Source organism: Aquimarina longa SW024 (genome assembly GCF_001401755.1).
Lineage (GTDB): Bacteria > Bacteroidota > Bacteroidia > Flavobacteriales > Flavobacteriaceae > Aquimarina > Aquimarina longa.
Genome location: NZ_KQ474099.1, coordinates 125,379 through 139,133 on the forward strand (window position 1 = coordinate 125,379; position 13,755 = coordinate 139,133).

A 13,755-nucleotide genomic window follows, 5' to 3' on the forward strand; every position below is an offset into this window, starting at 1 on the left:
GAACAAATTAGATTTTAAACACTGACCTGTATACTCAACCTCTTTTAGAAATTTCGTCACGAATTCTTGCTGCTAACTCATAATCTTCATTAACAACAGCTTGATTAAGCATTTTACTAAGCTCCTCTGAAGACAGGTCTTTATAATTTGCCTCTTCTTGTACCATTTGAATATCTTCTGATACAAGATCATCTATCATAAGTCCTTCTGGATCTGCTTCATCATCTTTTTTAGGATTTACCTTAAGATATATACCTGCTTGATCCAGAATATTCTTATAAGTAAATATAGGTGCTTGAAAACGTAATGCTAATGCGATTGCATCACTGGTTCTTGCATCAATAATTTCTTCAATTTTATCTCGCTCACAGATAATGCTAGAATAAAAGACACCGTCTACAAGCTTATGAATAATCACTTGCTTTATGATAATATCAAATCGGTCTGCAAAATTTTTAAAGAGGTCATGGGTAAGTGGTCTTGGTGGTTTGATTTCTTTTTCTAAAGCAATGGCTATAGATTGAGCTTCAAAAGCACCAATAACAATTGGAAGCTTTCTTTCTCCATCCACCTCACTCAAAATCAACGCATATGCACCATTTTGGGTTTGACTATATGATATACCTTTTATGTTCAGTCGAACTAAACTCATAGTTGTTTTCAATAAAAAAAAGGCTGTTTGAACGAAATGGACTCTACCTAAGCTCAAACAGCCCTAATTGGGCACAATTTATGAAAATTATGCGTTATTCGACTTAAATTCTTTTAATTTTTCAATAAGTTTTGGTACTACTTCAAAAGCATCCCCTACAACGCCATAGTCTGCAGCTTTAAAGAAAGGCGCTTCAGGGTCATTATTAATAACCACTTTTACTTTACTTGCATTAATTCCTGCTAAGTGTTGTATTGCTCCTGAAACTCCAATTGCAATGTATAAATTAGAAGCTACTGGTTTTCCTGTCTGCCCTACATGTTCTCCATGTGGTCTCCACCCCATATCACTTACAGGTTTAGAGCATGCTGTAGCTGCACCAAGTACATCTGCTAACTCCTCTATCATCGCCCAATTCTCAGGTCCTTTTAACCCTCTACCTCCTGATACTACAATTTCTGCATCTGCGATAGAAACTTTATCAGTAGCCTTATCAACAGCAGTTACTTCTATATCAAAATCTGCATCTACAAGAGAGGGCTCAAAGACCTCTGCTTCAGCTGACCCTGAATTTTCCCTAAGTCCAAAAGCGTTATTAGACAATCCTATTACTTTTACATCAGTTGAGATTTCAGTAATATTAAACGCTTTATTAGTAAATGCAGTACGCTTTACCTTAAAAGGAGAAGCACTCTCAGGCAATGCTACTACATTGGATGCATAACCCGCATTCAAATGTACTGATAATAATGGAGCTAAAAATTTACTATCTGTAGTAGAACTCACTACAACCACTTCTGCCCCATCTTTCTCTACTGCTTGTTTTATAGTATTTGCATATGCTTTTGCATTAAATGTAGCTAACTTATCATTAGTTACTTGTAAAACTTTATCTACTCCATAAGATCCTAACTCACTACTATCTCCACCATTAATACTTACAGCAGTTACTGTTGTACCAAGTATAGTAGCTACTTCTTTAGCATAAGATGCTACCTCAAAAGCAGTTTTCTTAAATTTTCCTCCTTCACTTTCTGTATATACTAAAACCGACATATGTTATATGTTTTTTTTGCTGATTAAATTTTCAGCATATTATTTTATATTTTTAATTTAAAAACTTGATTAAATCACTTTAGCTTCGTTATGTAATAACTCTACTAATTGATCTATATTATCAGCATCCACTAATGTAACATCTCCTTTTGGTGCTGGTTTTTCGAATTGAACTGCTTTTGTTTCTTGGTTTGCATCAATCGGATCTACTACAGTAAGTGGTTTTTTACGAGCCATCATAATTCCTCTCATATTAGGAATACGCAAATCACTTTCTTCCACTAATCCTTTTTGTCCTCCTACAACCAAAGGTAGCTTAACTGTAGAAGTTTCTTTACCTCCGTCAATTTCTCGAATTGTCGTTGCCGTATCTCCTTCTACCTCTATACCGATACAAGTGTTTACAAAACTAGTCCCTGTAAGGGCTGCAATCATACCAGGAACCATACCGCCATTATAATCGATAGATTCCCTACCCGCTATAACAAGATCATACCCTCCTTCTTGTACAACTTTTGCTAATTGTCGAGCAACATAAAAACCATCAGTAGCTTCTGTATTAACTCTTATAGCATTATCAGCACCAATAGCTAATGCCTTACGTAAAGTAGGCTCAGTTTCAGGCCCTCCAACATTTACGACATCTACTGATGCTCCTTGTTTTTCCTTGAACCACATTGCACGAGTTAATCCAAATTCATCATTAGGATTAATCACAAACTGCACACCATTAGTATCAAACTTAGTATCTCCCTCTATAAAATTAATTTTTGAAGTTGTGTCTGGCACATGGCTAATACAAACTAATATTTTCATTTTATGTATCTATTTTTTGAGAATTTAATAATAAAAGCGAAGGTACAAATAAAAACTATTATTTACTATGCATGCATAGTAAATTTTTTAATATACAACATCTTCAAAAGGGTTTTAATTCCTACTTTTGCCTCTATTCTGACGTAGAATAACTTTTAATATAAAAAAACCAGCATGGTTAAGTAACTATTAACTATAATTAATAGTGATCAATAGTTAGAGATTATTGGTTATGATTAAAAAAACAAACATATGAAAACCATACAATTCAGAGAAGCAATTTGCGAAGCAATGACTGAAGAAATGCGCCGAGATGAATCCATATATTTAATGGGTGAAGAGGTTGCAGAATATAACGGAGCATACAAAGCTAGTAAAGGCATGCTAGATGAATTTGGTCCAGATCGAGTTATAGATACTCCAATTTCTGAACTAGGGTTCGCAGGTATCGGTGTAGGTAGTGCTATGAATGGTAACCGACCTATCATAGAGTTTATGACTTTTAATTTCTCGTTAGTTGGAATCGATCAAATCATCAACAATGCTGCAAAAATGCGCCAAATGAGTGGTGGTCAATTTAATATCCCAATTGTTTTTAGAGGACCAACAGCTTCTGCCGGTCAATTAGGAGCAACACATTCACAAGCTTTTGAAAACTGGTTTGCTAACACTCCTGGATTAAAAGTAGTAGTCCCTTCTAACCCAAAAGATGCAAAAGGATTATTAAAATCTGCTATTAGAGATAACGACCCTGTTATCTTTATGGAAAGTGAGCAAATGTATGGTGATAAAGGAGAAGTCCCAGAAGGAGAGTATACTATTCCGCTAGGTGTAGCTGAAATCAAAAAAGAAGGTAATGACGTTACTATTGTTTCATTTGGTAAGATTATTAAAGAAGCCTATAAAGCTGCAGATGAATTAGCAAAAGAAAATATTTCTTGTGAAGTAATTGATTTAAGAACAGTTCGCCCTCTAGACTTAGAAACGATTTTCACTTCTGTTAAGAAAACAAACCGTTTGATTATTCTTGAAGAAGCTTGGCCTCTTGCTAACATTTCGTCAGAGATTACATATCAGGTTCAATCAACTATATTTGATTATCTAGATGCTCCAATCATAAAAATAAATACAGCAGACACTCCAACTCCTTATTCTCCTGAATTACTAGCAGAATGGCTTCCTAATAGTAAAGATGTTGTTAAAGCCGTCAAAAAAGTACTGTATAAATAAAATGATTTTTTTTAATTTAAGTTCATTAATTTCCATAGTAGTATGAAGCTATAAAAATGGTCTAAAATTTGATGCACTCCATTACATTAATTATCAAAAGTAACAATCTTAATAGTTTTACATGAGACATTTGATTTTAGGAATATTCGCACTATTTAGCTGTACATTCCTTTATTCACAAACTAAAGTTGGGGGCCAAGTATATGATAGCAATAAACAACCTGTCCCTTTTGCTAATATTGTTTTTACAAATTCTACTGTTGGAACTATAACCGACGAAAATGGGAGGTTCTATATGGAATCTGATGACAATTACTCCAATGTTAAAGTTTCATTTATCGGTTTTCAGACCAAAACTGTAAAGTTAACTAAGCCTGTTACTTATAAGATGGAAATCATTTTGGAAGAAGAGGCTGCTGCATTAGATGAAGTCGTTATATACAAAGGTAAAACTTCTAAAAAAAATAACCCAGCTGTTGATATTCTTAAAAAAATATGGAAAAACAGAAGAGAGAATGGGGTTAAAAAGTTTAAGCAATATACTTATGATAAGTATGAAAAACTAGAGTTTGATTTAAACACTATAGATAGCACGTTAATCAATAGTAGAATTTTTAATGGAATGGAATTCATTTTTGATGATGTAGATACTTCTAGAATAACAGGTAAAACATATTTACCTATATTTCTTAATGAAGCTGTATCAAAAGTATATGGCGATAACATTATTAATAAGCAAAAAGAAGTTCTTACAGGAAATAAAAATGCCGGATTTAGTAATAATCAAACTCTAATTGATTTTGTTAAGGATCTATACTCTGACTATAATATTTATGATAACTATTTAAAATTCTTTGATAAAAGTTTTACAAGTCCTTTATCAAGAACAGGAGTTGGTGTTTATAACTATGTTCTTAGTGATAGTGCGTATATTGATAATAAATGGTGCTATAACATCATATACTATCCTAGAAGAAAGAATGAACTTACTTTTAAAGGTGATTTTTGGGTGAATGATACTACTTGGGCTATTAAAGAAATTAATCTCGAAATTACCAAAAGTGCCAATATCAATTGGATAAAAGATGTATATATAGAACAAGAATTTGATGTTCTAAATGATTCAATTTTCTTAATCACTAAAGATTATTTTCAATCTGATTTCGCTTTTAGTAAAAAAGAAAAATCCCGAGGAGTATATGGTAAAAGAACAACTTTATATGATAATTATAAATTTGATATAAAAAAGGATAATAAATTCTATCAAACTCAAGTAGATCCTTATAATCAGGATATTTATAATCGAGAAGATTCTTTCTGGGCAAATGCCAGAATGGAAAGCCTTAATAAAGACGAACAGAAAGTATATAAGCTGTTGGATACACTAAAAACAGTAAAAGCTTTTAAAAGAATTTATAGCATAGGTAACATACTTGCAAAAGGGTATGTTGATTTTAATGGATTTGATTTTGGACCTATACTCTCTACAGTAGGTTATAATGACATCGAAGGATGGAGACTTAGGTTTGGGGGTAGAACTTATTTTACACCAAATGATAGATGGAGAGTAGAAGGGTATGGAGCATATGGGTTTAAGGATAATAAATTTAAATATGGATTATCAGGTAAATATCTGATTGATCGAAAATCTAGATTAATTATTTCTGGAGGAAATCGAAGAGATGTAGAACAATTAGGAGCTAGTTTAACCAATACGAATAATGTAGAAGGAAGAAGTCTTGCCTCTTCTTCTGTTATATCTACAGGAGATAACGATAGACTTACATCTATTAATTTATCCGCAGTCTCTCTAGAGTTAGAACCTAAAAAGAATATCATTGTAGGTATTACAGGGTCTTTTAGAACTTTAAAGCCTGCAGAGAAAACATTATTTAATCTAGATTTTATAGATCCTGAAAACAATGAACTCCATACAAAAATTAAACAAACTGAAATAGCAACCTCTATTTCATATTATCCTGGTCGAAAAACTACAGGATATGGTGTTAAAAAAGTGGTTGTTAATAAAGGTCAACATGCAATGTTGTTTTTAAATTATAGTGTAGGATTAAAAGATATTATCAATAGTGATTTTGATTATCAAAAAGTTCAATTATTATATAAGCAACCTTTAAATATCGGAGGTTTTGGTCGATTAAGTAGTACTTTAGAATTAGGAAAAACATATGGAGACGTTCCATTAGGATTGCTAAGTGTGATTCCTGCTAATCAAACCTATCTATCTATTCAGAATACATTTCCGTTACTTAATTTTTATGAATTTGTAACTGATACATACGCAACTCTGCACTTAGAACATAATTTTAATGGTAGGATATTTTCTAGAATTCCATTTTTGAGAAAATTAAACCTTAGGGAGCTAGTTGGATTAAGAGGCGCTTGGGGAGAATTGTCAGATAAAAACATTTTACTTAGTGCTCCATCAAAAGAAATACTAGTTGCTCCTGATGATGAAGCCTATTGGGAGTATAGTCTGGGAGTAGGTAATATTTTTAAAATCTTTAGAATAGATTTCCATTTTAGAGGAAATTATTTTAATAATCCTGACGCTCGAAAATTTGGAATAACCGGATCTTTTGGATTTTATTTCTAAAATAATTTTAACACCTTATATTTTTGTAAGACCATACTATTTAAACAATGATATGGATACTATTTTGCATACTTTTTATTAAAATATCCATAGTTTACCGAAATATTAAAATTTAATAAAAAACATAATAATTTTTGTATATAAATTTTAACTAAAAACCTGTAATACCTATCTTTGACGCCCATTAAAAAGTGAATTATATTATGAGCGCAGCTACTAAAGAAAGCTTTGACGTACTTATTGAAATACCTAAAGGAAGTAGAAACAAATACGAATATGATTTTGAAATAAAAAAAATACGATACGATCGTATGATTTTTTCTTCGATGATGTATCCCGCAGATTACGGTTTTATACCAGAAACTATGGCTTTAGACGGTGATCCATTAGATGTATTGGTATTAGTTACAGAACGCACATTCCCTGGATGTGTTATAGAAGTAAAACCTATTGGAGTATTTCATATGACAGATGAAAAAGGTCCTGATGAAAAAATTATTTGTGTACCAGTTTCTGATCCAATTGCAAGTAAAATTAATGATCTTAATGAATTAAACCCTCACTTAATTCAGGAAATAGAACATTTCTTTCAGGTATATAAAGATCTTGAAAAAAAGAAAGTAGATGTAGGAGGATGGGGAAATCTAGAAGATGCTAAATCTATCATCAAAGCGTGTGTAAAACGTTTTGAAGATTTAGAAGACAAACCAAAAGGATTATTTAGTATTTACTAAATATTATCTTATAAATTTTTAAAAGCATGATATCTAATATTGAATTAGGTTATCATGCTTTTTTATATAGTCTAAAATCAACAACCTCGGAGCAAGCTCACGAGGTATGATTCCTAAAAAAACATTTTGATGTCGAGGCTAGCCTCAGGGAATTAAACCCTTAATGAAGGGTTAAAAAAATGTTCTCTTCTTCTGGAATAATCATACTATGATTTTATTGAAAATATAAATAATTCAATTCTCTCTATAATAGTTTATGTAATCTAAGTACATAAAATTTACCAAAGTACTTAATCCCAAAATAGAATTATCATAAAGAATAATTAAAAAATGATTTTTTATGATAAAAAAAAGACCAAAAACATATCATTCTTATTATAATTTAACTACTATTCTGTATTAAGCTTAATTTTATTACTTTTAGATACTCTAATTAACTTAAAATATATTGAATGGAATCACACATGATCTTTGTACCAATTGCATTAGCAATCTTAGGATTGCTATTTATGTTTATAAAAATGGCATGGGTAAAAAAACAAGCTCCTGGAAATCAGAAGATGCAGGAAATTTCTAAAAGCATTAAAGAAGGAGCTCTTGCATTTCTAGCTGCAGAATATCGGTTACTAATAATTTTTGTTATCATTGCTTCAGTTGCTTTATTTGGCATTTCTATACTTGTAGATACTACAAGCTGGATGATTGTTCCTGCCTTTATCATAGGAGCCATATTTTCAGCACTAGCAGGTAATATCGGTATGCGTATTGCTACAGATGCTAATGCAAGAACTGCAGAAGCGGCAAAAACAAGTCTCCCACAAGCACTAAAAGTGTCTTTTGGAGGAGGAACCGTAATGGGGTTAGGTGTTGCTGGGCTAGCAGTATTGGGACTAAGCTTATTTTTTATGTTTTTTACTAGCCAGTTTATGGGTTATGAAGGTTCTTTTTATAATAATATGACTATGGTGCTAGAAGCTTTAGCAGGGTTCTCTCTAGGTGCAGAATCTATTGCACTTTTTGCTCGTGTAGGTGGTGGGATTTATACAAAAGCTGCTGATGTAGGGGCTGATTTAGTTGGTAAAGTAGAAGCCGGAATCCCCGAAGACGACCCTCGTAATCCTGCAACTATTGCAGATAATGTAGGTGACAACGTAGGTGATGTTGCAGGTATGGGAGCTGATCTTTTTGGATCTTATGTTGCAACTGTCTTGGCTGCAATGGTACTAGGTAATTATGTCATCAGAGATATGTCTGCTACAGCTCCTTTTTCTGATAATTTTAGCAATATGGGACCTATACTACTACCTATAGTAATTGCTGGAGTAGGAATTTTAGCATCAATTATAGGAACATTTTTAGTAGGAATCAAAACTAATGATGCCAAAGAAGCACAAGTTCAAAAAGCATTGGATATTGGTAACTGGACAGCTATTATACTGACTTTGATTGCTAGTTATTTCTTAATCGATTGGATGTTACCAAAAACAATGCAAATGAGCTTTTTTGGAGAAGGAGTAAAAGAAATTCCATCCATACATGTATTTTATGCAGCAATTATAGGTCTAGCAGTAGGAGCTTTAATATCTATGGTAACTTCACATTACACTAGTTTAGGTAAAAAACCTGTATTAACCATTGTACAAAACAGTGCTACAGGAGCAGGAACAAATATCATCGCCGGTCTTGCAGTAGGGATGAAATCAACATTTTTATCCGTAATTTTGTTTGCTGCTGCTATATACGGATCCTATGCACTTGCAGGATTTTATGGCGTTGCTCTTGCTGCTTCAGCAATGATGGCTACCACAGCAATGCAATTGGCAATCGATGCCTTTGGGCCTATTGCCGATAATGCCGGTGGTGTTGCAGAAATGAGTGAATTGGATCCCGAAGTAAGAGAACGTACAGATATCTTAGACTCGGTAGGAAATACTACAGCAGCAGTAGGTAAAGGATTTGCAATTGCCTCTGCGGCACTAACAGCATTAGCACTATTTGCTGCCTATGTAACCTTTACAGGGATTGACGGCATTAATATTTTTAAAGCAGATGTATTAGCTATGCTATTTGTAGGAGGAATGATCCCTGTTATATTTTCTGCCCTAGCCATGCAATCAGTTGGTAAAGCAGCTATGGAAATGGTGCATGAGGTACGACGTCAGTTTAAAGAAATCCCTGGTATTATGGAAGGAACAGGAATTCCAGAATACGCTAAATGCGTAGATATTTCTACTAAAGCTGCTTTAAAAGAGATGATTTTACCCGGACTGATCACTATCATAACTCCTATTATTATAGGACTATTATTTGGAGCTGAACCTCTGGGAGGTTATATGGCAGGAGTTTGTGTATCTGGTGTAATGTGGGCAATTTTTCAGAACAATGCTGGTGGTGCATGGGATAATGCTAAAAAATCATTTGAAGCAGGTGTAGAAATCAATGGAGAAATGACCTACAAAGGCTCTGATGCCCATAAAGCTGCTGTAACTGGAGATACTGTTGGAGACCCTTTTAAAGATACTTCTGGTCCTTCTATGAATATTTTAATTAAACTCACCTGTCTGGTTGGTCTGGTAATTGCTCCTATCTTAGGAGGTCATCATACAAAAACTACTGTTGCTACTAATGAGACAGAAGTTATACAACCTATAGATAATATTTCTGAAAAGAAAATCGAGGTTAGTATGAAAATGGAAGATCAATTAGCAATTGCTACCGTAACTATAGAAACATCAGAAGAAGGAAAAGTAAAACATGAAACAAAAAAAGTAACAGGAACAGCAACCGAAGTCAAGGCTGAAATTGAATTAATTAAAGCTTCTATACAATAAAAACATCTCTAATCTTATAAAACAACCTCGCCTATATCAGCGAGGTTGTTTTTTTATAAATTAATTCCAAGGTCTTCAACACTCATATGTTTTCTTTATATTTAGGGCACATTCTATGATTAAACCAGATAAATGTTTAAGAAAAAAGCTTTACGTATCAACACTTACCTTGGATATGGTACAACATCTCTTTTTCGTGCTACTGGAAGAGCTCTAGAAGATGAAAACATTGATTTTAGCACCAATCAACATCTCTTTAAAACATTACGGAATATATATCGGCAATTCGAAAGTGACGAATTAAGAAATACTCCCATACTCTTAGAGTTACCTAATGGAGAATGCATAAAAACAATTACTGATCAAGAAGGATACTACCATATCCAGCATAGTACTTCTGCAATTTCTGAGTATATCGATAACAAAGGTTGGATTTCTTACACAGTATCTTACAAGAAAGATGAAATACATAAGCATATTAATCATAATAACATATTTACTAGTCAAATGCTTATTCCTTCTGTCCATGCTCAATATGGTATTATAAGTGACATTGATGATACCATATTACACACAGGTGTAGCATCATTGTTTAAATGGCAAGTTATTACTAATACTTTTTTTAAAAGTTTTGATAAAAGAATTGTTGTCGAAGGTATTGTCAAGTTTTATAAAAAATTGAATTTTGGCACAACAGGAGCTCCTGTTAATCCTCTCTTTTATGTAAGTAACAGCCCATGGAATCTTTATGACTACCTCAGCGCTTTTTTAAAGAAAAATGATTTCCCAAAAGGACCTGTATTACTTAGAGATTTTAGAACTCCATTTGATAAGACACCGAAACCTAAAGTTCCTCATAAGCAATCTGAAATTTTGAATCTATTAAAAATATACCCACATCTTAAATTTATACTTATAGGTGATAGTGGAGAAAAAGATGCTGATATTTACACCAAAATTGCAGAAGAACACCCTAATCGTATTTTAGCTATTTATTTAAGAAACGTAAAAAATCGTAGAAAAGAGAAACGAATTAATAAAATCATAGATGCTTTTAAAGCCTGTCCTATAGTACTTGTTCACACCTCTAACCAAGCTATACAGCATGCAGAAGAATTAGGTTTTATAAAATAAGCTTCGATACAAAGAATATTAATCTCAGAGATCATATCACCTCTACAATAGTCTAAAGTAGAAAAGAGTATTTCATCTTATTAAATTTACAAAATAAATCATAAACTTATGATTTAAGGTTTCTTACTTCAGAAGTTAGTGCTAGCATCGCCTCTTGCAATTGTTTAATACTAGTCGTATCAGAATTAGCATCTATATTAAAACTTAATTTACTATTCACCTCCCAGAGTTCTACAATCTGATGCGCCTGAATTGTATATGGTAAATATTCAGAATTCAAAGAGATTAATGTTAGTACTGATACGTCTTTATTCTTTCTAATTTTTTTTACGACAACACTGTCTTCTAATACAATTACACAAATCGTATTATTACTCACCTCAGCAAGATTATTCACAGCTTTACCGATCACCCATTCTTTGGGTTCTAAAAGCGGCAACATACTATCTCCTTCTACCTGAAAACCCCGATGTGTAGCATTTCTATATTCTGGTAATGGAATATCAAATGCAGGTAATTGCTGATACCAATCCGTATCTTGTACATTATGAGGATATCCTGCTGCAGCTTTTACATTTACTAAAACTATGTTTTCATTATTATGAGAATCGATTGTAACTATCTTAGGACTAACATTTCCCGAATGTAATTGTATTTCTTTTTGAATACTTTCTCCAAACAGCCATAAAGGATTAATATTAAACTCTTTCAACAATCTGGCAACAACTTTACCAGAAATTTTAGTTTTACCTCGTTCTATATCTGCAGTAGAATTTTTAATCTGTAGAACCTTAGCAAAATCTGATTGAGTATAATGATTCTCTTCGCGAATTTGTTTAAAACGCTTTATGGTTTGATTAGCCGAATTATCCATAAAATCAAAAATTTTAATAATTAGTATAACATAAAAACATAAGCAATATATAGGATAAGTAATGACAAATATACAAGATTCTGGAATATTTCCAATTTTAACATATTTTTATTTTATTTTTTATGGAAAAATTCCATAAATTTGGAAAAATTACAACTAAAACTTATTTATTATGAATTCTCAACCTATACCATTATATCAAAAAGTATCAGAAAAAGTTATAAGGCACTCGTTAGATAATTCTATTACAGCTATTGATAAACTTCATCTAAAACTTCTTGAAAAAGGGTTTCATTTTCTCAGAAATCAAACTATTAGAAATTATAGTTTTGATTTTTATTGTTCTAATGCTAAAATAGCTATAGAAATCGATGGGTATGCTCATGAGTTTTCGGACATTCATAATCTAGACGCCACAAAAAAATTATTTATTGCTTCATTAGGAATTACAGTTCTTAGATTCACAGATTATCAGATTTTAACCGATATAGAAGAAGTAACAAGAACTGTAAAAAATCAGATAAAAACTACTACAGAGTCTATTTATGCCGTTTGATAAGATCCAAAAAAAACTCTCGATTCTTGCAGATGCTGCAAAATATGATGTATCCTGTTCTAGTAGTGGAGGTAAAAGAAATAATACCAAAAAAGGACTAGGAAACAATACTGGATTTGGAATTTGCCACAGTTATACAGAAGATGGACGCTGTGTATCTTTATTAAAAATTTTACTTACCAATCATTGCATTTATGATTGTGCATATTGTGTAACCAGAAAAAGTAATGATATTAAAAGAGCTGCTTTTAAAATTCAAGAAGTAGTAGATTTAACTATCAATTTTTATAGAAGAAACTATATAGAAGGGTTATTCTTAAGCTCAGGAATTTTCAAAAATTCGGACTTTACGATGGAACGCTTGATCGCCGTAGCAAAAAAACTCCGTTTAGAAGAAAACTTTAATGGCTATATTCATCTAAAATCCATCCCTGGAGCTAGTAATGAATTAATGCGCGAAGCTGGATTATATGCTGACCGACTAAGTGTTAATATCGAAATCCCCACCAAATCTGGATTAAAACTTTTGGCACCTGATAAAAAGCATGAAGATTTTATCAAACCAATGGAAAAAGTAAAAAACGAAATCATCCAATATAAAAAAGAATCGAAAATTATTAAAAATACTCCTAAGTATGCTCCCGCAGGTCAGAGTACCCAGATGATCATAGGAGCAACAGGAGAAAGTGATCGCGATATCATGTACTCTGCCACCTATTATTATAAGAAGTTTAACATGCGTAGAGTGTATTACTCAGGATATATACCTGTACTAGAAGACAATAGATTACCTGCTCTAGGAACAGAAGTACCTATTCTACGAGAAAATCGATTGTATCAAACAGATTGGTTACTTAGGTTTTATGGATTTTCTGTCAACGAAATATTAAATGATTCTCATAAAAATTTAGATTTAGATATTGATCCGAAACTAAGTTGGGCACTACGCAATCTAGATCTTTTTCCTATAGATATCAATAGAGCTGACAAGAGAATGCTTGCAAGAATCCCTGGTATTGGGATGCAATCTGTATCAAAAATCCTGCAAGCAAGGACATTTAGAAAACTAGATTGGACGCACCTTAAGGCTATTGGTATAGCATTAAACAGAGCGCAATATTTTATAACCTGTAACTCTAGAAATTTTCATAAAAGTGACCTTACTCCCTATCAATTAAAAAGCAAGATTTTGAAAACTTCTACAAGTAAATATCAAAAGTTTTTTAATCAACAATTAAGTCTCTTCTCCTAAATATAA

At 32.4% G+C, this 13,755-nt stretch carries 11 protein-coding genes; 7 read left to right on the plus strand and 4 right to left on the minus strand.

Going from position 1 to position 13,755, the window contains the following annotated elements; all coding sequences use genetic code 11:
- Positions 1–34: 34 nt before the first annotated feature.
- From N456_RS09665 to N456_RS09675, 3 genes are all read right to left on the minus strand, one after another.
- Complete coding sequence (locus N456_RS09665; protein WP_062056331.1) at positions 35–652, minus strand: bifunctional nuclease family protein; 618 nt, start codon at positions 650–652, stop codon at positions 35–37.
- A gap of 87 nt (positions 653–739) precedes the next feature.
- Entirely contained in the window at positions 740–1,708 is a 969-nt protein-coding gene (locus N456_RS09670; protein ID WP_062056345.1) for an electron transfer flavoprotein subunit alpha/FixB family protein, read from the minus strand.
- A gap of 69 nt (positions 1,709–1,777) precedes the next feature.
- Positions 1,778–2,524: an electron transfer flavoprotein subunit beta/FixA family protein gene (locus tag N456_RS09675; RefSeq protein ID WP_062056347.1), complete on the minus strand. Its 747-nt coding sequence runs from the start codon at positions 2,522–2,524 to the stop codon at positions 1,778–1,780.
- Positions 2,525–2,776: 252 nt separating this feature from the next.
- On the opposite strand from N456_RS09675, the gene N456_RS09680 reads away from it, so the two are divergent.
- From N456_RS09680 to N456_RS09700, 5 genes are all read left to right on the plus strand, one after another.
- Entirely contained in the window at positions 2,777–3,754 is a 978-nt protein-coding gene (locus tag N456_RS09680) for a pyruvate dehydrogenase complex E1 component subunit beta (protein ID WP_062056349.1), read from the plus strand.
- 121 nt (positions 3,755–3,875) lie between these two features.
- The gene (locus N456_RS09685) at positions 3,876–6,368 is read left to right on the plus strand and encodes a DUF5686 and carboxypeptidase-like regulatory domain-containing protein (RefSeq protein ID WP_062056351.1); all 2,493 of its coding nucleotides are present in this window, start codon (positions 3,876–3,878) and stop codon (positions 6,366–6,368) included.
- Between the two features lie 203 nt (positions 6,369–6,571).
- Entirely contained in the window at positions 6,572–7,102 is a 531-nt protein-coding gene (locus tag N456_RS09690) for an inorganic diphosphatase (protein ID WP_062056353.1), read from the plus strand.
- A 452-nt stretch (positions 7,103–7,554) separates the two neighbouring features.
- Positions 7,555–9,933 carry a sodium-translocating pyrophosphatase gene (locus N456_RS09695; protein ID WP_062056355.1) on the plus strand — a complete coding sequence of 793 codons (2,379 nt, stop codon included), beginning with the start codon at positions 7,555–7,557 and terminating at the stop codon, positions 9,931–9,933.
- Positions 9,934–10,065: 132 nt separating this feature from the next.
- Positions 10,066–11,067, plus strand: coding sequence for an App1 family protein (locus N456_RS09700; protein WP_062056357.1), 1,002 nt, complete (start codon positions 10,066–10,068; stop codon positions 11,065–11,067).
- A 106-nt stretch (positions 11,068–11,173) separates the two neighbouring features.
- Here N456_RS09700 and N456_RS09705 read toward each other — a convergent pair whose 3' ends face one another.
- Complete coding sequence (locus N456_RS09705) at positions 11,174–11,941, minus strand: XRE family transcriptional regulator (RefSeq protein ID WP_062056359.1); 768 nt, start codon at positions 11,939–11,941, stop codon at positions 11,174–11,176.
- Between the two features lie 172 nt (positions 11,942–12,113).
- Between N456_RS09705 and N456_RS09710 the strand changes: the two genes are divergently transcribed.
- Positions 12,114–12,497: an endonuclease domain-containing protein gene (locus N456_RS09710; protein WP_062056361.1), complete on the plus strand. Its 384-nt coding sequence runs from the start codon at positions 12,114–12,116 to the stop codon at positions 12,495–12,497.
- Positions 12,487–13,749: a putative DNA modification/repair radical SAM protein gene (locus N456_RS09715; RefSeq protein WP_062056363.1), complete on the plus strand. Its 1,263-nt coding sequence runs from the start codon at positions 12,487–12,489 to the stop codon at positions 13,747–13,749. The genes N456_RS09710 and N456_RS09715 overlap by 11 nt, the downstream gene beginning before the upstream one ends.
- Positions 13,750–13,755: the final 6 nt, after the last annotated feature.

Coding starts and splice junctions, on each gene's coding strand:
- N456_RS09715 (WP_062056363.1), top strand. CDS start 12,487: ATGCCGTTTGATAAGATCCAAAAAAAACTCTCGATTCTTGCAGATGCT.
- N456_RS09690 (WP_062056353.1), top strand. CDS start 6,572: ATGAGCGCAGCTACTAAAGAAAGCTTTGACGTACTTATTGAAATACCT.
- N456_RS09710 (WP_062056361.1), top strand. CDS start 12,114: ATGAATTCTCAACCTATACCATTATATCAAAAAGTATCAGAAAAAGTT.
- N456_RS09705 (WP_062056359.1), bottom strand. CDS start 11,941: ATGGATAATTCGGCTAATCAAACCATAAAGCGTTTTAAACAAATTCGC.
- N456_RS09685 (WP_062056351.1), top strand. CDS start 3,876: ATGAGACATTTGATTTTAGGAATATTCGCACTATTTAGCTGTACATTC.
- N456_RS09665 (WP_062056331.1), bottom strand. CDS start 652: ATGAGTTTAGTTCGACTGAACATAAAAGGTATATCATATAGTCAAACC.
- N456_RS09670 (WP_062056345.1), bottom strand. CDS start 1,708: ATGTCGGTTTTAGTATATACAGAAAGTGAAGGAGGAAAATTTAAGAAA.
- N456_RS09680 (WP_062056349.1), top strand. CDS start 2,777: ATGAAAACCATACAATTCAGAGAAGCAATTTGCGAAGCAATGACTGAA.
- N456_RS09695 (WP_062056355.1), top strand. CDS start 7,555: ATGGAATCACACATGATCTTTGTACCAATTGCATTAGCAATCTTAGGA.
- N456_RS09700 (WP_062056357.1), top strand. CDS start 10,066: ATGTTTAAGAAAAAAGCTTTACGTATCAACACTTACCTTGGATATGGT.
- N456_RS09675 (WP_062056347.1), bottom strand. CDS start 2,524: ATGAAAATATTAGTTTGTATTAGCCATGTGCCAGACACAACTTCAAAA.